This is a genomic window from Lysobacter sp. CC-YZS074 (genome assembly GCF_056739745.1).
This window is the reverse complement of the sequence record NZ_CP200301.1, coordinates 1190073-1208779: the sequence shown is the minus strand read 5'-3', so window position 1 is coordinate 1208779 and position 18707 is coordinate 1190073. Positions and strand designations below refer to the sequence as shown.

The window sequence follows — 18707 nt, the reverse complement described above, 5'->3', positions numbered from 1 at the left end:
TTGCGGCGGCAAGGCTTCCGGTTCTCTGCCTGGGTTGGTGCGAAAGGGGGGACTCGAACCCCCACGAGGTCACCCTCACTGGAACCTAAATCCAGGGCGTCTACCAATTCCGCCACTTTCGCGATGCTACGCGCCGGCACTGCCGGCCGGGGATTCTACGGGCGCCGGCCGGGCCTGCGCCATGCTCCCGTGCCCGCACGCCGGGCAAGAAAAAAGCACCTGGCGCGAACCAGGTGCTTCCGTCTTGGTGGGCCGTCAAGGATTCGAACCTTGGACCTATTGATTAAGAGTCAACTGCTCTACCAACTGAGCTAACGGCCCGTTAGCGCTGAAATTGTAGCAGGAAATTCCTGCCTGAAACCAACACCGCGATGAACCGCGAGTGGGGTGGAAGACGGGATTCGAACCCGCGACCCCCGGAATCACAATCCGGTGCTCTAACCAACTGAGCTACATCCACCACGGAAACACTGGACCACACGATCGTTGCATCTGGCGCGCCCGGCAGGACTCGAACCTGCAACCACCGGCTTAGAAGGCCGGTGCTCTATCCGGTTGAGCTACGGGCGCCTGCAGACATGATAGCCGGCGCCACGAGTGGTCGGGGCAGAGGGATTCGAACCCCCGACCCTCTGGTCCCAAACCAGATGCGCTACCAGACTGCGCTATGCCCCGATCCGGGCTTCCGTTGCGCGCCAGCGCCGCGAAAGGCCGGCTATTCTGCGGCGGGCACCGGCCCGGTGTCAACGTACACCCAACCGCATACGCGGGCACGTGTATGCTCGCGGCGGCGCCTTCGCCATGATCCAACTACCCACAACCAGATTCAGGGGACAGTGCATGATCCGCAGCGGCAACCCGGCTTTGAAGGAGTCGACGTTCCTGGACCTCGGCAGCGGCGCCATTGTGCGCGGCGGCGATAACGTGATGACGCTGGCCGGCACGGTCAACAAGACCGGCATGCTGCTGCTGATGGCGGTGCTCACCGCGGCATTCACCTGGCACCAGGTGTCCACTCCGGCGGGCGTCGTCGGTGCCGGGCCGTACCTGTGGGGCGGCCTGATCGGCGGCCTGGTGCTTGCCCTGGCAACGGTGTTCAAGAAGCAGTGGGCGCCGGTCACCGCCCCGCTCTACGCACTGGTCGAAGGCTTCTTCCTCGGCGCGATCTCGGCGATGTACAACCACCTGTACGAGGGCATCGTGATGCAGGCGGTGCTGCTGACCTTCGGCACCCTGTTCGCGCTGCTGTTCGTCTACCGGACCGGCCTCATCAAGGCGACCGAGAACTTCAAGCTCGGCGTGGCGGCCGCGACCGGCGGCATCTTCCTGGTGTACCTGGCCAGCATGGTGCTCGGCTTCTTCGACATCCGGATCCCGCTGATCCACGAATCCGGCATCGTCGGCATCGGCTTCAGCCTGTTCGTGGTGGTGATCGCCGCGCTCAACCTGGTACTCGATTTCGACTTCATCGAGACCGGGGCCGAACAGGGCGCACCCAAGTACATGGAGTGGTACGGCGCGTTCGGCCTGATGGTCACGCTGGTGTGGCTGTATATCGAGTTCCTGCGGCTGCTGTCGAAACTGCGCGACTGAGCGCAACCGCGATCGATCGACAAGAAAGAAGGGTGCCGATGGCGCCCTTCTTTCTTGTTACGCGTCCGGCGACGCCTCCCTGCGACGCGGCCACAGCATGAACCCGATCGCCGCCACCGCCAGCAGCCAGCAGTACCAGACCTTGCCGGCGATCAGCAGCGGCGACAGGCCCGCCAGCGAACCGGCCAGCAGAATCTGCGCGCCGTAGGGCAACACGCCTTGGACCACGCACGAGAAGATGTCGAGCACGCTGGCGGCGCGTCGCGGCGTGATCCCGTGCCGGACGGCGATGTCGCGCGCCAGGCTTCCGCCGACCAGGATGGCGACCGTGTTGTTGGCCGTCAGGGCATCGCCACCGGCGGCCAGGGCGGCGATGCTGATCTCGCCGGACCGCCGTCCCGTATGGCCACGGGCGAACCGGGCGATCACCGCCGCCAGCCAGTCGAGCCCTCCACCGGCTTTGATCAGCGCCGCCAGGCCGCCGATGAGCAGCGACAGCAGGGTGATCTCCACCATGCCCTCGAAACCGGCGTAGATGTCGTTGGCATAGCTGACCACGTCGTAGCCACCGGCAAAGACGTAGCCGAACACGCCGGCGAGGACGACGCCGATGCCGAGCACCAGCACCACGTCCAGTCCGAGCAGTGCCAGCGCCAGCACCAGCAGGTACGGCACCACCAGCCACGGCGATGCCGCGCCCGGCGCCTCCACCGGCGCCGCCTCGCCAAACCACGCCAGCAGCGCGAGGGTGGCGAGCGCGGCGGGCAACGCGATCTTGAAGTTCTCGCGGAACTTGTCCGACATCCGCGCGCCCTGGCTGCGCGTGGCAGCGATGGTGGTGTCGGAAATGATCGACAGGTTGTCACCGAACATCGCCCCACCCACGACCGCGCCGAGCACCAGCGCCCGGTCGAGCCCGGCCGCGTCGGCCAGGCCGGTGGCGATCGGAACCACCGCGGCGATCGTGCCCATCGAGGTGCCGATCGACAGCGACACGAAGCTGGCGACCAGGAACAGGCCCGGCAGGATCAGCGCCGGCGGCAGCGCGCCCAGGCCGAGCGCCACGACCGCATCGACCGCCCCGACCGCGCGCGAGACGTTGGCGAAGGCGCCGGCGAGCAGGAACACCAGCACCATCAGCATCACGTTGGGATGGCCCATGCCTTCCAGCAGGGTGTCCACCGGGCGGATGCCGCGGCGGTGCACCAGCCATGCACCAAGCGCCAGCGCCGGCAGGATCGCGACCGGCGCACGCAGCTGGTAGAAGCCCATCGCCTCGCCCTGCGCAGTGAAGTAGAGGCCGGCGCCAAAGAACAGCGCGAGGAACAGCAGCAGCGGCGTCAGCGCGAGCGCGCTGGGTTGGACAGCAGGTCCGGGGGCGGGTTGGGACGGCGATACATTCATCGCTTCATTCGGATGCAAGGAACAAGGCGCGAGTGTGCGGCGCGGCCGCGGCGGTGTCGAGCGCCGTCGGTGGAACGCTGTGGGGTGCTAGGTATTGAGGCTGGGATGGTAGGAGCGACCGAGTCGCGAACCGCTGATGCGACGAGCGGGCGGTGGTTGACGCGGTGTTTCGGTCGCGCGATCGGGCTTTCGCGTTGATCGCCGGAGTGCGGGGTGTCAGTGGCTCGCGACTTAGGTCGCTCCTACGGACGTCGTGGGCGAAGCCGGGGCGCGGGATTTTCGGATCGCGGCTGAAGCCGCTCCTACAAGAACCCGGAGATCGGCACGGCAACACGGCTGCGGCATCCCCAAAAGAACGGAGCCGCTGACATCTGCCGAACAAAAAGGGGGCGCCGCGTGGCGCCCCCTTCTGGTCGAACCGCGAGCCCGGTATCAGACCCGGCTGGCGATCGCCTTGGCAAACGACATGGTGTCGCTGCTGCCGCCGAGGTCCCCGGTGAGGCTGTCCTTGGCTTCCAGCGTGGCCACGATGGCCTGGCGCAGGCGGGTCGCCTTGTCGGGCATGCCGAGGTGGTCGAGCATCTGCGCGGCGCCCAGCAGCAGCGCGCACGGGTTGGCCTTGCCTTGGCCGGCGATGTCCGGCGCGGTGCCATGCACGGCCTCGAAGATCGCCGCGTCGGTGCCGATGTTGGCGCCCGGGGTCAGGCCGAGCCCGCCGATCAGGCCGGCGCACAGGTCGGAGATGATGTCGCCGAACAGGTTGGTGGTGACGATCACGTCGAACTGCTCGGGGCGCATCACCAGCTGCATGCAGCAGTTGTCGACGATCATCTCCTCGCAGGTGATCTCCGGGTACTGCGAGGCGACTTCACGCGCGGTCTTCAGGAACAGGCCGGAGGTCGACTTCAGGATGTTGGCCTTGTGCACCACGGTGACCTTCTTGCGGCCGGTCTTCTTCGCCAGCTCGAAGGCGTAGCGGACGATCCGCTCGGAGCCGCGGCGCGTGGTCCTGGTGATCGAGGTGGCGGTCTCGCCGTCCTCCGACACCGCCTGGCCCTCGGCGCTGTAGGCGCCCTCGGTGTTCTCGCGCACGGTGATCAGGTCGACCCCGGACGGGAAGCGCGACCTGGTGTTGGGGAACGAGGTCGCCGGGCGGACGTTGGCGTACAGGTCGAAGCGCTTGCGCAGCTCGACGTTGATCGAGGAGAAGCCGCCGCCGACCGGAGTGGTCAACGGGCTCTTGAGGGCGACGCGGTTCTTGCGGATCGAGTCCATGGTCGCCGCGGGCAGCAGCTCGCCGGTCTTCTCCAGCGCGACCAGGCCGGCGTCGGCGAACTCGTACTGCAGGCCGAGCTGCATCGCGTCCAGCACGTGCAGGGTGGCGTCCATGATTTCCGGGCCGATACCGTCGCCGCGGATGACCGTGATCGTTTGCGTCATTGGGGGATTTTTCCAGCTGGGGGCCGCCGTACGCGGTACGTACGGCAGCGTGTGTGAACCGCGGAATTATGCCGCAACGGCGGCTCCGCTGCAGGCACGGGCCCTTGCGGGAGCGGCTTCAGCCGCGACCCGATGCGTCCGTAGCCGGCTCGGGGAGAACTGATCGCGGCTGAGGCCGCCCCTGCCCGGATCAGGCGTGGTCGTGCGCGGCCGGGGCGGCGGCGCCCTGCTCCAGCCGGTCGAGGAAGTCGACCGCGCGGCGCAAATGCGGGATCACGATCGAGCCGCCGACAACCAGCCCGACCGAAAACGCCTCGAACATCTCGTCGCGCTTGACGCCGGCCTCCTTGCACTGCGCCACGTGATAGCTGATGCAGTCGTCGCAGCGCAGCACCAGCGACGCGACCAGGCCCAGCAGCTCCTTGGTCTTCAGATCGAGCGCGCCGGGCTGGTAGGTCTGGGTGTCGAGCGCGAAGAAGCGCCGGACCACCTGGTTGGGCTCGGCGAGGATGCGCTCGTTCATGCGCTTGCGGAAGGCGGTGAATTCGGCGACGCGGTCGGCTTCGGTGCCACCCTCCGCGGCTTCCTTCTTTCCGGTTCCGGCATTCTCCGGTCCCGGGCTCATGCGTCCCCCGCCAGCAGCGGCTCGAACCTGCCCTGGCGATGCAGGGCGATCATGTCGTCGTAGCCACCGACGTGGGTCTGGCCGACGAAGATCTGCGGCACGCTGGTGCGGCGGGCACGGGCGATCATCTTCTCGCGTTCCGCCGGATCCAGGTCGATCCGCACTTCGGTCCATTGCTGCCCCTTGCTCTTGAGGAAGTTCTTGGCGGCAACGCAGTAAGGGCACACCGCGGTGGTGTACATCACGATCTCGGGGGGGGACGGGGGGCTGCTCAAGATGCGTTCTCCTGTGAACTCCGGGGGCGGACCATGGTCGAATGGTCGCATTGAACATGGGGTCGGGGCGTGCGATTTCCACCGTCCCGTTCCCGGCTGGGGCTGCGCGCGCGATGTGGGTGGCGGGCATCTCCGTCCCGATTAACACGATGTTCACGCCTTCGCCCTGCCCTGCCTGCATCCTGCCGTCACGCCGGGGTGCTTCCGTTCCACCGGCCCAGGAGGCTCTGTTGCGCCGCATCGTCCCGCTTACCGCCGCCCTCACCCTCGTCGTGGCCAGCCTGTGCACACCGGCACAGGACCTGCCGGACATCGGCTCCTCCGCCGGGCAACTGCTCACCCCGCACCAGCAGGAGGAGTACGGCGGCATGATGCTGGCGCAGCTGCGCCACTACGATTACCTGCTCGAGGATCCGCTGATCGACAGCTGGCTCGACAGCCTGGGCGCGCGGCTGGCGGCGCACAGTGATGTTCCGCGGCAGCCGTTCACCTTCTTCATGTTGCGCGAGCGGCAGATCAACGCCTTCGCCACCCTCGGTGGCTATGTCGGGGTGAACGCCGGTCTGGTGCTGGCGGCCGAGCGCGAGGACGAAGTCGCCGCGGTGATGTCGCACGAAATCGCCCACGTCACCCAGGAACACGTGCTGCGCGGCGTCGAGCGTGCACAGCGCGACCAGATCCCGATCCTGCTGGCCATGCTCGGCGCGGTCGTGCTCGCCCAGTCGTCCGGCGGCAATTCCAGCGACGATGCCGCCCAGGCCGCGATCGTTTCGGCGATGGGGCTGGCCCAGCAACGGCAGATCAACTACACCCGGTCCAACGAGCACGAAGCCGACCGGCTCGGCATCCAGACCCTCGCCCGCAGCGGCTACGACACCGATGCGATGGCGAGCTTCTTCAGCACCATGCTGACCCGTTCGCGCGCCAACGCCGCTGGCGCCTACGACACCCCCGACTACCTGATGACCCACCCGGTCACCACCACCCGCATCAGCGAGGCCAAGGCCCGGGCGGTGCAGCTGGCGCGCTCGCCCGGCGGGTTCGACGCGGGTCCAAGCGTCACCGACAATCCGCTGCTGCCGTCCGGCCTGACCATCACCGGCGCCGCACTGCCCAGCGGTGGCACCGGCTATTTCGACCTCGCCCGCGAACGCCTGCGCGTGCTCAGCGCCGACAACGCGCCGGCCGCGATCCGCGAGTACGAGGGGATCGCGTCCAGTGGCGCACTGACCGGCGCGCAGCGCTACGGCCTGGCCATCGCCCGTCTGCGGGCGAACGAAGCGGGCAAGGCCGCCGAATCGCTCGCGGACCTGCTCGCCGAGCGGCCGGGCGACCTCTGGATCAGCCTGGGACTGGCCGAGGCGCAGGCGCGCAGCGGCCAGCGCGAAGCCGCCGATGCCCGCTTCGCCGAACTGCTGCGCCGCGCGCCGAACAACCGCGCGGTCGCCCTCACCTACGCGCAGGTGCTGTCCGAGCGCGGCACCGTTGCCGCCGGCAAGCGCGCGCAGGAAATCCTGCGGCCACTGCTGGCCCGGTCCTCGCAGGACCCGGCGTTCCAGCGCACCTTCGCCCGCGCCAGTGAGATCGCCGGCGAGCCGATCCGCGCCGGCGAGGCCTACGCCGAGGCGACCCTGCTCAGCGGCCGGGCAGAACAGGCGCTGGTGCAGCTCAACACCCTCAAGCAGCGACCCGAGGTCGACTATTACGCCCGCGCGCGGATCGAGGCGCGCATCGCCCAGATCACCCCGATGGTGCTCGAGCTGCATCGCCAGGGCATCCACGACGAAGTGCTCGACCGCCAGTAACCGGCGGCGCGGCGCGTGTCGTGTGACAGACGCAAGGCGTTGTCACCGCGGTGTCACAAAACGGTAGTGTACTGGGGCCGTTCCGGGGCTCTGCCGCTCTCCAGGCGGGCCCGGTGGCGCGGGAGCGCCGCCTGCGATCGCTCTCCGCCTTCGCCGGATCCGGACCGGCTGCCGGTCCGAAGGCTCGGGGACGTGGCCGCCAGGGCTGCGCCCCGGGATGGCCCCGTCCTGCCCTCCGGTGACCCGTGCAGAAGCGCATCCTGATAGTCGAAGACGAACCCGCCATCCGCGATATGGTGTCGTTCGCCCTGCGCAAGGGCGAATACGAGCCGGTCCATGCCGGCGACGCCCGCGAGGCGCAGGCGGCCATCGCCGACCGCGTGCCCGACCTGATCCTGCTGGACTGGATGCTGCCCGGCACCAGCGGCCTGGACCTCGCCCGCCGCTGGCGCAGGGAGTCGCTGACCCGGGAGGTCCCGATCATCATGCTGACCGCGCGGGGCGAGGAGAACGATCGCGTCGGCGGCCTCGAAGCGGGAGTCGACGACTATGTGGTGAAGCCGTTCTCGGCCCGCGAACTGCTGGCCCGGATCCGTGCGGTGCTGCGGCGCTCGCGCGAGGACGACGAGGACGGCAGCATCGGCAGCGGGCCGCTGCGCATCGACGGCGCCGCCCACCGCGTCTACGCCCAGGGCGGCACCGGCGAGCAGCCGGTCCAGATCGGGCCGACCGAATACCGGCTGCTGCACTTCTTCATGACCCATCCCGAGCGCGTCTACTCGCGCGCGCAACTGCTCGACCACGTGTGGGGCGGCAGCGTCTATGTCGAGGAGCGCACTGTCGACGTCCACATCCGGCGCCTGCGCAAGACCTTGGAGCCGCACCTGCTCGACGGCATGATCCAGACGGTGCGCGGCGCCGGTTACCGCTTCTCGACCGCCGCCTGATCCGGCCCCGCCCCCGCGCGGGACCGGGCTGCAAAACATCGGATACTGCCTTCATGCCTCCCCGCGCCCGCACCGCCTGGCTCCGTACCTTCGGCCTGCTGTCCCTGATCCTCGCCGGCGCGGCCCTGCTCGGGTTCGCGGTGGGTCGGCCGTGGCCGGTGGTCACCGCCGCCGCGCTCGGGGTGGTGGCCTGGCACTACTGGCGGTTGCGCCGGGTGCTCGAGCGGCTCACCGCGCGGCGCCGGTTGCCGCCACCGGAAGGCATCGGGGTGTGGAACGAACTGGACCGCCTGCTGCACCGCGGCCAGGGCGAGATGCGCGTGCGCAAGCGCCGTCTGGTGGAAATGCTGCGCGCCTACCGCGCCGCCGCCGCGGCCCTGCCCGACGCGATCGTGGTGGTCGACCGCAACAGCCAGCGCATCCTCTGGTTCAACGAAGCCGGTGGCCCGCTGCTCGGCCTCCGCTACCCGGCCGACATCGGCGCCTCGCTGGTCCAGCGCCTGCAACCGCTGCCGCTGGCCCACTGGCTGGCGGCCGGCCGCAACGCCGAACCGCTCGAAGTGCCGTCCCCGCTCGACAGCCCGGCCACCCTGAGCCTGCGCCTGATTCCGTATTCCGAGAGCCTCTGGCTGCTGGTCGCCCGCGACGTCAGCCGCCTGTTGCAGCTGGAGCAGATGCGGCGCGACTTCGTCGCCAACGTCTCGCACGAACTGCGTACCCCGCTGACCGTGGTCCACGGCTACCTCGACCTGATCGACGAGGACGAGCACCCCGAATGGAAGCCGATGCTGGCCGAGATGCAGCGCCAGTCGCAGCGCATGACCCAGCTCGTCGAGGACCTGCTCACCCTGTCGCGGCTGGAGTCGCAGGACGCGCTGCCGGCGCCGGAAACGGTGTCGATGGGACCGATGCTCAGCACCCTGCGGCGCGAGGCCGCCGCGCTCAGCCAGGGGCAGCACGAGGTGGAGGTCGAGGACAGCGCCGGGGTGGACCTGTTCGGTTCGAACAAGGAACTGCACAGCGCGTTCTCCAACCTGGTCGGCAACGCGATCCGCTATACCCCCGCCGGCGGGCGGGTATCGGTCCGGTTCCGCCGCGGCGACGCCGGCGGCGCGGTGCTGGAAGTGCACGACAGCGGGTACGGCATCCCCGCCGCCCACCTGCCGCGGATCACCGAACGCTTTTACCGGGTGTCCACCAGCCGCTCGCGAGAGTCCGGTGGAACGGGCCTGGGGCTGGCGATCGTGAAGCACGTGCTCAACCTGCACCAGGCGCGCCTGGACATCACCAGCGAGGTGGGCCAGGGCAGTACCTTTGCCTGCCACTTCGGGCCGGAACGACTGCGCCCGCGCGAGCCCGGCGCGACCGGCGCCGGCTCCGCCGAGGCCCACGCATGAGAGGACCCGCACCATGAACCGCCACAGCGAACTCGATCCGACCGGGCGCGCGCCGCTCGACGCCGGCCTGTACAGCGACGCCCCCGCCGCCGATCCGCTGCGCGACCCGTCGCTGTACTTCAACCGCGAGCTGTCGCAGCTGGCGTTCAATTTCCGCGTGCTGGCGCAGGCGCAGGACCCGCAGGTGCCCTTGCTGGAGCGCCTGCGCTACCTGTGCATCAGCTGCACCAACCTCGACGAGTTCTTCGAGATCCGCGCGGGCACGCTGCGCCACGCGCAGGAGCTGGGCCTGGTCGCGGGACCGGACGGGCTGCCGCCGGCGGCGGTGCTTGCGCGCATCCACGATCGCGCGGCCGAGCTGGTCGAGGCCCAGTACGAATGCTGGAACACGGTGCTGCGGCCGGCGCTGAACGATGCCGGCGTACGCGTGCTGGCGCGCGACAGCTGGACGCCCGACCAGGTGGAATGGCTGCGCGCCTACTTCCGCGACGAGATCATGCCGGTGCTGTCGCCGCTCGGTCTGGACCCGGCGCACCCGTTCCCGAAGATCCTCAACAAGTCGCTCAACATCGTGGTCGTGCTGAGCGGGCGCGATGCGTTCGGGCGCGACGGCAACCTCGCCATCGTGCGGGCGCCGCGTTCGCTGCCGCGGATCATCCAGTTCCCCGAGGAGGTCAGCGGCGGGCCGACCGACTTCGTGTTCCTGTCGGCGGTGCTGTCGGCGTTCGTCGACGAGCTGTTCCCGGGCATGCAGGTCAAGGGGGCGTACCAGTTCCGGGTGACGCGCAACTCCGAGCTGCTGGTCGACGAGGAGGAGGTCGACAACATCGCCCTCGCCCTGCGCGACGAGCTGGTCGGCCGCGGCTACCTGCGCGCGGTGCGGCTGGAGATCGCCGAACAGTGCCCCGAGCCGATCGTGCGCACCCTGCTGAAGAATTTCGACCTGACCGAAAACGCGGTCTACCGCATCAACGGCCCGGTCAACCTCAACCGCGCGGTGCAGGTGTACGATCTGGTGCAGCGCGCCGACCTCAAGTTCCCCGCCTTCCAGTCGCGCCCGCTGCCCGGTGCCGACGCGATGTTCGCCACCGTGTCGAAGGGCGACGTGCTGCTGCACCACCCGTTCGATGCGTTCACCCCGGTGCTGGAGATCCTGCGCCAGGCGGCCGAAGACCCGAACGTGCTGGCGATCAAGCAGACCCTGTACCGCTCGGGCAAGGACTCGCCGATCGTCGAGGCGTTGATCCAGGCCGCGCGCAACGGCAAGGACGTCACCGTGGTGGTCGAGCTGCGCGCGCGCTTCGACGAGGAGGCCAACCTGGGCTTCGCCGACCGCCTGCAGGAAGCCGGCGTGCAGGTCGTCTACGGCGTGGTCGGCTACAAGACGCACGCCAAGATGCTGCTGATCGTCCGGCGCGAGGGCGCGCGGCTGCGCCGCTACGTCCACCTGAGCACCGGCAACTATCACTCCGGCACCGCCCGCGCGTACACCGACCTGGGGCTGATCACCGCCAATCCGGCGATCGGCAACGACGTTCATCTGATCTTCCTGCAGCTGTCGGGGCTGGCGCCGCAGCTCAAGCTCGAATGCATGCTGCAGTCGCCGTTCACCCTGCACGGCGGCGTGCTGCGGCGGATCGAACGCGAGATCGCGCACGCGCTCGACGGCCGGCCGGCGCGGATCGTCGCCAAGATGAACGCCCTCAACGAGGAGCGGGTCATCCGGGCGCTCTACCGCGCTTCGCAGGCCGGCGTGCAGATCGACCTGATCGTGCGCGGCGCCTGCACCCTGCGGCCGGGCGTGCCGAGCGTGAGCGAGAACATCCGGGTGCGCTCGATCGTCGGCCGCTTCCTCGAACACAGCCGGGTCTACTGGTTCGGCAATGGCGGCGAGCCGGAGCTGTTCTGCGCCAGCGCCGATTGGCTCGAGCGCAACCTGCTGCGGCGGGTGGAGACCTGCTTCCCGATCCTCGACCCGGCGCTGGTGGCGCGCATCAGCGAGGAGGCGCTCGACAACTACCTGGGCGACAACCTCAACGCGTGGGCGCTGCAGCCCGATGGCGACTACCTGAAGGTGCCGCGCGAACCCGACGCCGAGCCGCATTCCGGGCAGGCCTGCCTGCTGGCGAAGATCTGCGCATGAACGACGCGTCACGGCTCGGCGAAGCCTTTCCCACCGCTGCGCTCTCGCTGCGCGATGGCGACCTGCTGGCCGCCATCGACCTGGGCTCCAACAGCTTCCACATGGTGGTGGCGCAATACCTGCTGGGCCAGCTGCGCGTGGTCGACCGCCTGCGCGAGCAGGTCCGGCTGGCCGAGGGACTGGACGCGCGCGGCGGCTTGTCGGCCGAGGTCCGCCAGCGCGCGTTCGACTGCCTGTCGCGCTTCGGCCAGCGCATCCGCGACATCCCGCCGCAGCAGGTCCGCGCGATCGCCACCAACACCGTGCGCCGGCTCGCCGCGCCGCGCTCGTTCCTGATGCCCGCCGAGAGCGCGCTCGGCCACGCCATCGAAGTCGTCGCCGGCCGAGAAGAGGCGCGCCTGATCTATCTGGGCGTCGCCCACGCGCAGCCGTCCAAGCCCGACGAGCTGCGCCTGGTGATCGACATCGGCGGCGGCTCGACGGAATGCATCATCGGCAGCGGCTTCGACGCGATCGAGCGCGAGAGCCTGCAGCTGGGCTGCGTCGCCAGCACCCGGCGCTTCTTCGGCGACGGCCGGCTGACCCCGCGCCGCTGGCGCGAGGCGCTGACCGAAGTCACCGCCGAGTTCCAGCAGTTCGCCGCGGCCTACCGCGCGCTCGGCTGGGACGATGCACTCGGCGCCTCCGGCACCAACAAGGCGATCGGCGAGGTCTGCGCGGCAATGAAGCTGACCAAGGGCGCGGTGACCGCCGAAGCCCTCCCGCAGGTGCGTGACCGCCTGCTGCAGGCCGGCCACATCGACGCGATCGACCTGCCCGGGTTGCCGTCCGACCGCCGCCCGATCATCGCCGGCGGGCTGCTGATCCTGGAGGCGGCGTTCGACGCGCTCGGCCTGCAGCGGTTGATGATCAGCAAGGCGGCGATGCGCGAGGGCATGCTCTACGACATGCTCGGCCGCGGCGGCGCCGACGACCCGCGCGATGCCTCGGTCGCCGCGCTGATGCTGCGCTACGGCATCGACAAGGCACAGGCCGCGCGGGTGGAAGCCACGGCATTGCGGCTGTTCGACCAGGTCGCCGCGGCCTGGCAGCTCGGCGTCGACGAGCGCCTGATGCTCAGCCGCGCCGCGCGCCTGCACGAACTGGGGCTGACCATCGCCCACAGCCAGTACCACGTGCACGGCGCGTACGTGGTCGAACACACCGATATTTCCGGCTTCTCGCGCCAGCAGCAGCAATTCCTCGCCGCGCTGGTGCGCACCCATCGCCGCAAGGTGCCCAAGTCGGCGTTCGACGCCCTGCCCGACCGCCTGCTGCCCGCGATCCGCCACAGCGCCGAACTGCTGCGGCTGGCGGTGCTGATGCACCGCGCGCACGAGTCCGATCCGATCCCGCGGCTGGATGCCCATGCCGACGGCAAGGTGTTGACGCTGACCCTCGACCGGCGTTGGCTGGACGCGCGACCGCTGCTGAAGGCCGACCTCGGCGGTGAGCCGGCGGACATCGCCGCACTCGGGATCGACCTGCGGATCGCTGCCGACTGAGCGGCCGCGGTCCGGATTCCCGGTCACCCACAGGCGCCGCGGACTCTCCGGCGGCGGCGATCGAACGGGTCAGACCATCGCCGCGTCGGCGAATGGCAACTCCAGTCCCGGCGCCACGGTGGCGGTGACCCGGGCCAGCGTCGCCGGCCGCATGCTGGACAACGGCGCGCCCGCCAGCGGCATCACCACGCTGTGCACCAGCACCGGTGCCTGTACCGGCACCACTTCCGGCCACGGCGCCACCGGAACCGCGGGCTCGCGCAGCGGCGCACGCAACGCCTGCGCGCGGGCCAGCACCGGCACCGGCGCGTGTTCCTCGGGTGTGCGGAACACGCCGGCGCGCTGCAGCCAGCGCCCCGGTCGCGGCGCCGCGGTGACCGCGACGATCGGCATCGACAGCAGCAACCCCAGCAGCACCGGCGACATCCACAGTGTCAGCGACGGCGCCGCCGCGTAGCTCCACGCGGTGAACAGCGCGCCGCACAGGGTCGCACCGGCATAGCGCCGGACCAGGCCCGACAACGGCAACGTGCCGTCGTCGCGCCGCTGGCTCTCCCAGCCCGAGTCGCGGCCCGACAGCACCTCGGCGACGCCGCGTGCCTGCACGAACATCGTGACCGGCGCCATCAGCGTCGCCAGCACGGTTTCCAGCACCGCGCCGGCGAGCAACCGCAGGCTGCCGCCACACGCCCGCCGCATCGCCGGGTTGCCCAGCGCCAGCCCCAGACCGAGCAGCTTTGGACCGAACAGCATCGCCATGGTCAGGCCGAACACCATGATGAAGCGCTCGGGCCCGTCCGGTGCCTGCCAGTACACCGACGGCGCCAGCCCCGGCAGCAGCATGTCGTCCCAGCGCAGGCCCGAGTTGAGCATCGTCATCAACACGCCCAGCAGCATCAGCATCGCCCACATGGGCGCGGTGACGTAGTGGCCGATGCCGGTCAGCAGGTGCCAGCGGCTGACCCAGTGCAGGCCACGCGCCGGCAGCACGCCGCCGTGCTGCAGGTTGCCCTGGCACCAGCGCCGGTCGCGCACCAGCATGTCGGTCAGCGATGGCGGGCCTTCCTCGTAGCTGCCGGCCAGTCCGGGCGCCAGGTGCACCGCCCAGCCGCCGCGCCGCAGCAACGCGGCCTCGACGAAATCGTGGCTCAGCACGCTGCCGCCGAACGGCCGCGGGCCGGCGAGGTCCGGCAGGCCGCACTGCGTGGCGAACGCGGCGGTGCGGATGATCGCGTTGTGGCCCCAGTAGTTGCCCTCGCTGCCGTGCCACCAGGCGTTGCCGTGCACGAGCGCCGGCCCGTACACGCGGCCGGCGAACTGCTGCATCCGGGCGAAGATGCTGCCACCCCCGACCACCACAGGCAGGGTCTGCACCAGCGCCAGCCGGGGGTGGCGCTCCATCGCCGCGGACAGCCGCACGATGGTCTCGCCGCTCATCAGGCTGTCCGCGTCGAGGATCAGCATGTGCGGGTAGGCGGCGCCGAAACGGCGGACCCACTCGGCGATGTTGCCGGCCTTGCGGCCCACGTTCCTGCGCCGGTGGCGGTAGAACAGGCGGCGGCGGTCGCCGGTGCGGGCCCGCAGGGCATGGAATCCGGCCAGCTCTCGCGCGCGCACCTCGTCGCGGGTGGTGTCGCTGAGCACGAAGAAGTCGAACGCGTCGCCGTGGCCGGTCGCCGCGAGCGACTCGTGGATCGCCTGCACGCCGGCGAACACGCGCTCGGGATCCTCGTTGTAGGTCGGGACCAGCAACGCGGTGCGCTGCCGCGGCACCGGCAGCGGCCCCTCGCCCAGCGCCAGCGGATCGTGGCCGCCGCGCAGGATCAGCACGAACCCGATCACCGCACTGACGAAGCTCTGGGCGATCCAGACGAACAGACCGGCAAACAGCGCCAGCGAGGCCAGTTCCAAATGGCTCAGGCCGCCACCGCGCATCACCCACCAGAGCTGGAACACCGCCAGCAGGGTCAGGCCGAACGTGGCGCCGAACACGAGCGCCCGGCGCCAGCCGGGCATCGTGGTCGGGCCGACGCGGCGCGGCGCGCGCCGGCCGACCCTCAGCGACTGCACCGGCATCGGCAGCGGCGCTTCGGCCGGCAGCAGCGGTGCATCGGCGGAAGAGGAAGGCGAAGCGGCGGAACGGGAGACGTTGATCAGGTCCATCGGTACAGCCAGGTCTCGGAAAGGGGCGCGCCGCCCACGCCGCGCAGGGTGGCGCGCAGCTCGGATGCGGCGTTCGCCGGGGGATGCAGTTCGAAGGCGAGGTGCCAGCGGCCGGCGGGGCCGCGGCTGGCGACCACGTTGGCGACCCGGCCCGCATCGGTGCTGACGTCCGCGCGGGGCGGGGCGTCGCCGGACCACTGCGCCAGCGCGCCCCCGGCGAAGTCGAGCACCACCCGGCGGGAACCGCCGGGCCCCGCGCCGATTCGGGTCTGTTCGACCGTCGCCAGCGCCGGCGTCCACGCGTGGCGGTCGCACCAGTGCAGGCGGTAGCGGAAGCGATGTTCGCGCCCGGCCGCCAGCGGCGCCTGCGGGCGCCAGAAGGCGACGATGTTGTCGTGGTACTCGTCGGCGGTGGGGATCTCGAACAGCCGCACGCTGCCCGCGCCCCAGTCGCCAAGCGGCTCCACCCAGAGGCTGGGGCGCAGGTGGTAGCGCGCCTCGCCGTCGCCGAAATCGGCGAACGCACGCTTGCGCTGCATGAGGCCGAACCCGCGCGGCGCGGTGTCCTCGAACGCGCTTTCCTGCAGGGTGCCGGGATTGCGCAGCGGCCGCCACAACTGCTCGCCGGCGCCGTTGAGCATCGCCAGGCCGTCGGAGTCGTGCACCGCGGCGCGGTAGTCGTCGATGCCGACCCGGTCGCCGGCGTCGAACTGGAACATGCTGGTCAGCGGCGCGATGCCGGCCTGGGCCAGCACGACCCGCGGGTACAGGCGCATGTCGACGTCGAACACGGTCTCGCTGCCCGGAGTCACATCGAAGCGGAACGCCGCTGCGACGCTCGGGCCGTCCAGCAGGGCGTGCAGCGTGATGCGCGCGGCGCCGGCGGCCGGCCGTTCGAGCCAGAACGCGCGGAAGAACGGGAACTCCTCGCCGGCCGGATCACCCGTGCGCAGCGCCAGCCCGCGTGCCGACAGCCCGTAGGCCTGCCCTTCCGCCACCGCGCGGAAATAGCTGGCACCAAGGAAGGCGCACACCTCGTCGAAGTAGTCGGGCCGGTTGATTGGCGCGTGCAGGCGGAATCCTGCGAAGCCGAGGTCGCCCTGCACCGGCGCGACATCGCCGTCGAACCGGAACATCTCCGGCCGGTACGCCACCGGCCGCGACGCGCCGCCGACGACTTCATGGACGTCCACCCGCTGGTGGTACAGGAACCCGCGATGGAAGAACTGCGCCTGGAACGGCAGCCCGTCCCCGCGCCACAGCGCCTGCGCCGGCTCGAAGCGGATCTGCCGGAAGGCGTCGTAGTCGATCTTCGCCAGCTCCGGCGGCAGGGCGGCGGCGCTGTGGCTGAACGGCCGCCCGGCCAAGGCACGGGCGAAGGCCGGCACGGTCCGCGCATCGAACGCACCCGCATACGGCAGCCCCGCGGGGGCGACGGCGCGCGCGAGCGCCCGCCCGCCCGGGCCGGGCACGGCTGCCGCAAACGGCAGCAACAAAGCGGATTTGAGAACTTCCCGACGACGCACGCGAATCCAGTACCCAAAAAATTGCGCGAATCGTACGTGGAAAAACATTAATTGCCCGTGTGCGTCCATACGGCGCCGAACGGCGGCTGTCACCGGCGCGTCATCCCGCCGCCATCGGGGTTTCATCCCGCCGGCGCAAGCTCGTCAAAACCGGAGAGCGCGCATGCACTACGCGATCGTCACCGAGACCTACCCGCCCGAGGTCAACGGCGTCGCCTTGACCGTGCAGGGGCTGGAGCAGCAGCTGCGCGCGCTGGGCCACCGGGTCGATGTGGTGCGACCGCGCCAGCGCGGCGACACCGGACCGGCGACCCACGAGCTGCTGGTGCGTGGCATCGCCCTGCCCCGCTACGCCGGCCTGCAGTTCGGCCTGCCGGCCCGGCGCCAGTTGTTGGACCGCTGGCGCCGCGAGCCGCCCGACGCCCTCTATGTCGCGACCGAAGGCCCCCTCGGCGGCTCGGCGCTGGCCGCGGCGCGGCGACTCGGGATTCCGGTCGCCACCGGCTTCCACACCCGCTTCGACCGCTACATGCGCGACTACGGCCTGCGCTGGCTGGCGCCGCTGGCGCTGGCGTGGATGCGCTGTTTCCACAACCGCGCCGGGGCCACCCTGGTGCCGACCCGTGAACTGGCCGGGTGGCTGGCGGCCCACGGCTTCACCTCGGTCCGGCGGTTGCCGCGAGGCGTGGACACGCAGCTGTTCCATCCCGGCCAGCGCGACCCCGCCCTGCGGGCCGCCTGGGGCGTCGCGACGAACGGACTCGCGGTCGTCCACGTCGGCCGCATCGCGGCGGAGAAGAACCTCGACCTGCTCGTGCGCGCGTTCCGCCGGGTGCAGGCCACGCGGCCCGATGCGCGCCTGGTCTGGATCGGCGACGGGCCGTTGCGTCCTGCGCTGGAAGCCCGTCATCCCGATTTCGTGTTCTGCGGAGTGCGGCGCGATGAAGCACTCGCGCGCCACTTCGCCAGCGGCGACCTGTTCCTGTTTCCGAGCCGCAGCGAGACCTTCGGCAACGTCACCCTGGAAGCGATGGCCAGCGGCGTGCCCACCGTCGCCTTCGACTACGGCGCCGCGCGCGAGCACCTGCGTGACGGCGTGCATGGCGCGGCGGTGCCGGACCGCGGGGGCGAGGCCGACGAGCAGGCGTTCATCGCCGCGGCGACGTGGATCGCCCGCGATGACGAAAGCCGTGCCGCCATGGCGCGCGCCGGTCGCGCCGCGGTGGCCGGCCTGCACCCGGCGCAGGTGGCCGCGGACCTCGACGCCCTGCTGCGGGCCATGGCGGGAGACAGGCGCGATGGACCGTTTGCGCTGGCATAAGCGGCTGGTCGCCGACGAATCGGGCTGGTGCCTGCGGGTCAACCGCATGTGCGAGCGGCACCCGTCGCGCGCCTGCTTCCGCGCGGTCAGCCGGTTGGGCGACGGCGTGTTCTGGTACGTGCTGATGGCCGCGATGGTCGCGGTGGACGGCTGGCGCGGGTTGGCCGCGTCGGCGCACCTGGCGGCCACCGGCGTGGTCGCACTGGCGCTGTACAAGGCACTCAAACGCTGGACCCGGCGCCCGCGGCCGTTCGCCTCCGACCGGCGGATCCGCGCGTGGATCGCTCCGCTGGACGAATTCAGCTTTCCGTCCGGCCACACCCTGCACGCGGTGGCCTTCAGCCTGGTCGCGGTCGCCCACTACCCCGCGCTGGGATGGCTGCTGGGGCCGTTCACCGCCGCCGTCGCGGCCTCGCGGGTGGTGCTGGGGCTGCATTACCCGAGCGACGTGCTGGCCGCCAGCGCGATCGGCACCGGGCTGGCGGCGGTGTCGGTGTGGCTGGCGCCCGGCGTTTCCTGATCGG

14 protein-coding genes and 5 tRNA genes are annotated in these 18707 nt (G+C 70.6%); 8 read left to right on the top strand and 11 right to left on the bottom strand.

The annotated features are described in order from the left end of the window. Positions 1-35: 35 nt before the first annotated feature. From U8331_RS05385 to U8331_RS05365, 5 genes are all read right to left on the bottom strand, one after another. Positions 36-122: transfer RNA gene (locus U8331_RS05385), tRNA-Leu, on the bottom strand. A gap of 123 nt (positions 123-245) precedes the next feature. Next, a tRNA-Lys gene (locus U8331_RS05380) sits at positions 246-321 on the bottom strand. Positions 322-383: 62 nt separating this feature from the next. After that, a tRNA-His gene (locus U8331_RS05375) sits at positions 384-460 on the bottom strand. 33 nt (positions 461-493) lie between these two features. After that, a tRNA-Arg gene (locus U8331_RS05370) sits at positions 494-570 on the bottom strand. A gap of 28 nt (positions 571-598) precedes the next feature. Continuing rightward, positions 599-675: transfer RNA gene (locus U8331_RS05365), tRNA-Pro, on the bottom strand. 165 nt (positions 676-840) lie between these two features. Here U8331_RS05365 and U8331_RS05360 point away from each other — a divergent pair. Further along, a complete protein-coding gene (locus U8331_RS05360; RefSeq protein ID WP_481132578.1) occupies positions 841-1593 on the top strand; it encodes a Bax inhibitor-1/YccA family protein in 753 nt (250 codons plus the stop codon). Between the two features lie 57 nt (positions 1594-1650). On the opposite strand, the gene U8331_RS05355 is transcribed toward U8331_RS05360, so the two are convergent. The 4 genes from U8331_RS05355 to grxC all read right to left on the bottom strand — a co-directional run bounded on the left by U8331_RS05355 (position 1651) and on the right by grxC (position 5304). Continuing rightward, complete coding sequence (locus tag U8331_RS05355) at positions 1651-2997, bottom strand: Na+/H+ antiporter NhaC family protein (protein WP_481132577.1); 1347 nt, start codon at positions 2995-2997, stop codon at positions 1651-1653. 432 nt (positions 2998-3429) lie between these two features. Next, positions 3430-4437, bottom strand: coding sequence for an isocitrate dehydrogenase (locus U8331_RS05350; RefSeq protein WP_481132576.1), 1008 nt, complete (start codon positions 4435-4437; stop codon positions 3430-3432). A 190-nt stretch (positions 4438-4627) separates the two neighbouring features. Continuing rightward, complete coding sequence (locus U8331_RS05345; RefSeq protein ID WP_481132895.1) at positions 4628-4960, bottom strand: carboxymuconolactone decarboxylase family protein; 333 nt, start codon at positions 4958-4960, stop codon at positions 4628-4630. A gap of 98 nt (positions 4961-5058) precedes the next feature. Then, entirely contained in the window at positions 5059-5304 is a 246-nt protein-coding gene (gene grxC, locus U8331_RS05340; RefSeq protein ID WP_481132894.1) for a glutaredoxin 3, read from the bottom strand. 263 nt (positions 5305-5567) lie between these two features. On the opposite strand from grxC, the gene U8331_RS05335 reads away from it, so the two are divergent. The 5 genes from U8331_RS05335 to ppx all read left to right on the top strand — a co-directional run bounded on the left by U8331_RS05335 (position 5568) and on the right by ppx (position 13173). After that, positions 5568-7142: a M48 family metalloprotease gene (locus tag U8331_RS05335; RefSeq protein ID WP_481132575.1), complete on the top strand. Its 1575-nt coding sequence runs from the start codon at positions 5568-5570 to the stop codon at positions 7140-7142. 245 nt (positions 7143-7387) lie between these two features. Then, positions 7388-8089, top strand: a complete 702-nt coding sequence (phoB, locus tag U8331_RS05330; RefSeq protein ID WP_481132574.1) for a phosphate regulon transcriptional regulator PhoB — start codon at positions 7388-7390, stop codon at positions 8087-8089. A gap of 53 nt (positions 8090-8142) precedes the next feature. After that, positions 8143-9486 carry a phosphate regulon sensor histidine kinase PhoR gene (gene phoR / locus U8331_RS05325; RefSeq protein WP_481132573.1) on the top strand — a complete coding sequence of 448 codons (1344 nt, stop codon included), beginning with the start codon at positions 8143-8145 and terminating at the stop codon, positions 9484-9486. 13 nt (positions 9487-9499) lie between these two features. Next, positions 9500-11629 carry a polyphosphate kinase 1 gene (gene ppk1 / locus U8331_RS05320; protein ID WP_481132572.1) on the top strand — a complete coding sequence of 710 codons (2130 nt, stop codon included), beginning with the start codon at positions 9500-9502 and terminating at the stop codon, positions 11627-11629. After that, positions 11626-13173, top strand: coding sequence for an exopolyphosphatase (gene ppx, locus U8331_RS05315; protein WP_481132571.1), 1548 nt, complete (start codon positions 11626-11628; stop codon positions 13171-13173). The genes ppk1 and ppx overlap by 4 nt, the downstream gene beginning before the upstream one ends. Before the next feature lie 69 nt (positions 13174-13242). Here the strand turns inward: ppx and mdoH are convergent, their stop codons facing one another. Continuing rightward, positions 13243-15336 carry a glucans biosynthesis glucosyltransferase MdoH gene (gene mdoH, locus U8331_RS05310; RefSeq protein WP_481132570.1) on the bottom strand — a complete coding sequence of 698 codons (2094 nt, stop codon included), beginning with the start codon at positions 15334-15336 and terminating at the stop codon, positions 13243-13245. After that, complete coding sequence (locus U8331_RS05305; protein ID WP_481132569.1) at positions 15327-16832, bottom strand: OpgD/OpgG family glucan biosynthesis protein; 1506 nt, start codon at positions 16830-16832, stop codon at positions 15327-15329. The genes mdoH and U8331_RS05305 overlap by 10 nt, the downstream gene beginning before the upstream one ends. Before the next feature lie 193 nt (positions 16833-17025). On the opposite strand from U8331_RS05305, the gene U8331_RS05300 reads away from it, so the two are divergent. Further along, entirely contained in the window at positions 17026-18183 is a 1158-nt protein-coding gene (locus U8331_RS05300) for a glycosyltransferase family 4 protein (RefSeq protein WP_481132568.1), read from the top strand. Continuing rightward, a complete protein-coding gene (locus U8331_RS05295; RefSeq protein WP_481132567.1) occupies positions 18161-18703 on the top strand; it encodes a phosphatase PAP2 family protein in 543 nt (180 codons plus the stop codon). The genes U8331_RS05300 and U8331_RS05295 overlap by 23 nt, the downstream gene beginning before the upstream one ends. The last annotated feature ends 4 nt before the right edge of the window (positions 18704-18707 follow it).

Excerpts from the sequence above, each read along its gene's own strand:
- ppk1 (WP_481132572.1), top strand. The coding sequence starts at position 9,500 with ATGAACCGCCACAGCGAACTCGATCCGACCGGGCGCGCGCCGCTCGAC.
- U8331_RS05355 (WP_481132577.1), bottom strand. The coding sequence starts at position 2,997 with ATGAATGTATCGCCGTCCCAACCCGCCCCCGGACCTGCTGTCCAACCC.
- grxC (WP_481132894.1), bottom strand. The coding sequence starts at position 5,304 with ATGTACACCACCGCGGTGTGCCCTTACTGCGTTGCCGCCAAGAACTTC.
- ppx (WP_481132571.1), top strand. The coding sequence starts at position 11,626 with ATGAACGACGCGTCACGGCTCGGCGAAGCCTTTCCCACCGCTGCGCTC.
- U8331_RS05300 (WP_481132568.1), top strand. The coding sequence starts at position 17,026 with ATGCACTACGCGATCGTCACCGAGACCTACCCGCCCGAGGTCAACGGC.
- phoR (WP_481132573.1), top strand. The coding sequence starts at position 8,143 with ATGCCTCCCCGCGCCCGCACCGCCTGGCTCCGTACCTTCGGCCTGCTG.
- U8331_RS05360 (WP_481132578.1), top strand. The coding sequence starts at position 841 with ATGATCCGCAGCGGCAACCCGGCTTTGAAGGAGTCGACGTTCCTGGAC.
- mdoH (WP_481132570.1), bottom strand. The coding sequence starts at position 15,336 with ATGGACCTGATCAACGTCTCCCGTTCCGCCGCTTCGCCTTCCTCTTCC.
- U8331_RS05345 (WP_481132895.1), bottom strand. The coding sequence starts at position 4,960 with ATGAACGAGCGCATCCTCGCCGAGCCCAACCAGGTGGTCCGGCGCTTC.
- U8331_RS05295 (WP_481132567.1), top strand. The coding sequence starts at position 18,161 with ATGGACCGTTTGCGCTGGCATAAGCGGCTGGTCGCCGACGAATCGGGC.
- U8331_RS05350 (WP_481132576.1), bottom strand. The coding sequence starts at position 4,437 with ATGACGCAAACGATCACGGTCATCCGCGGCGACGGTATCGGCCCGGAA.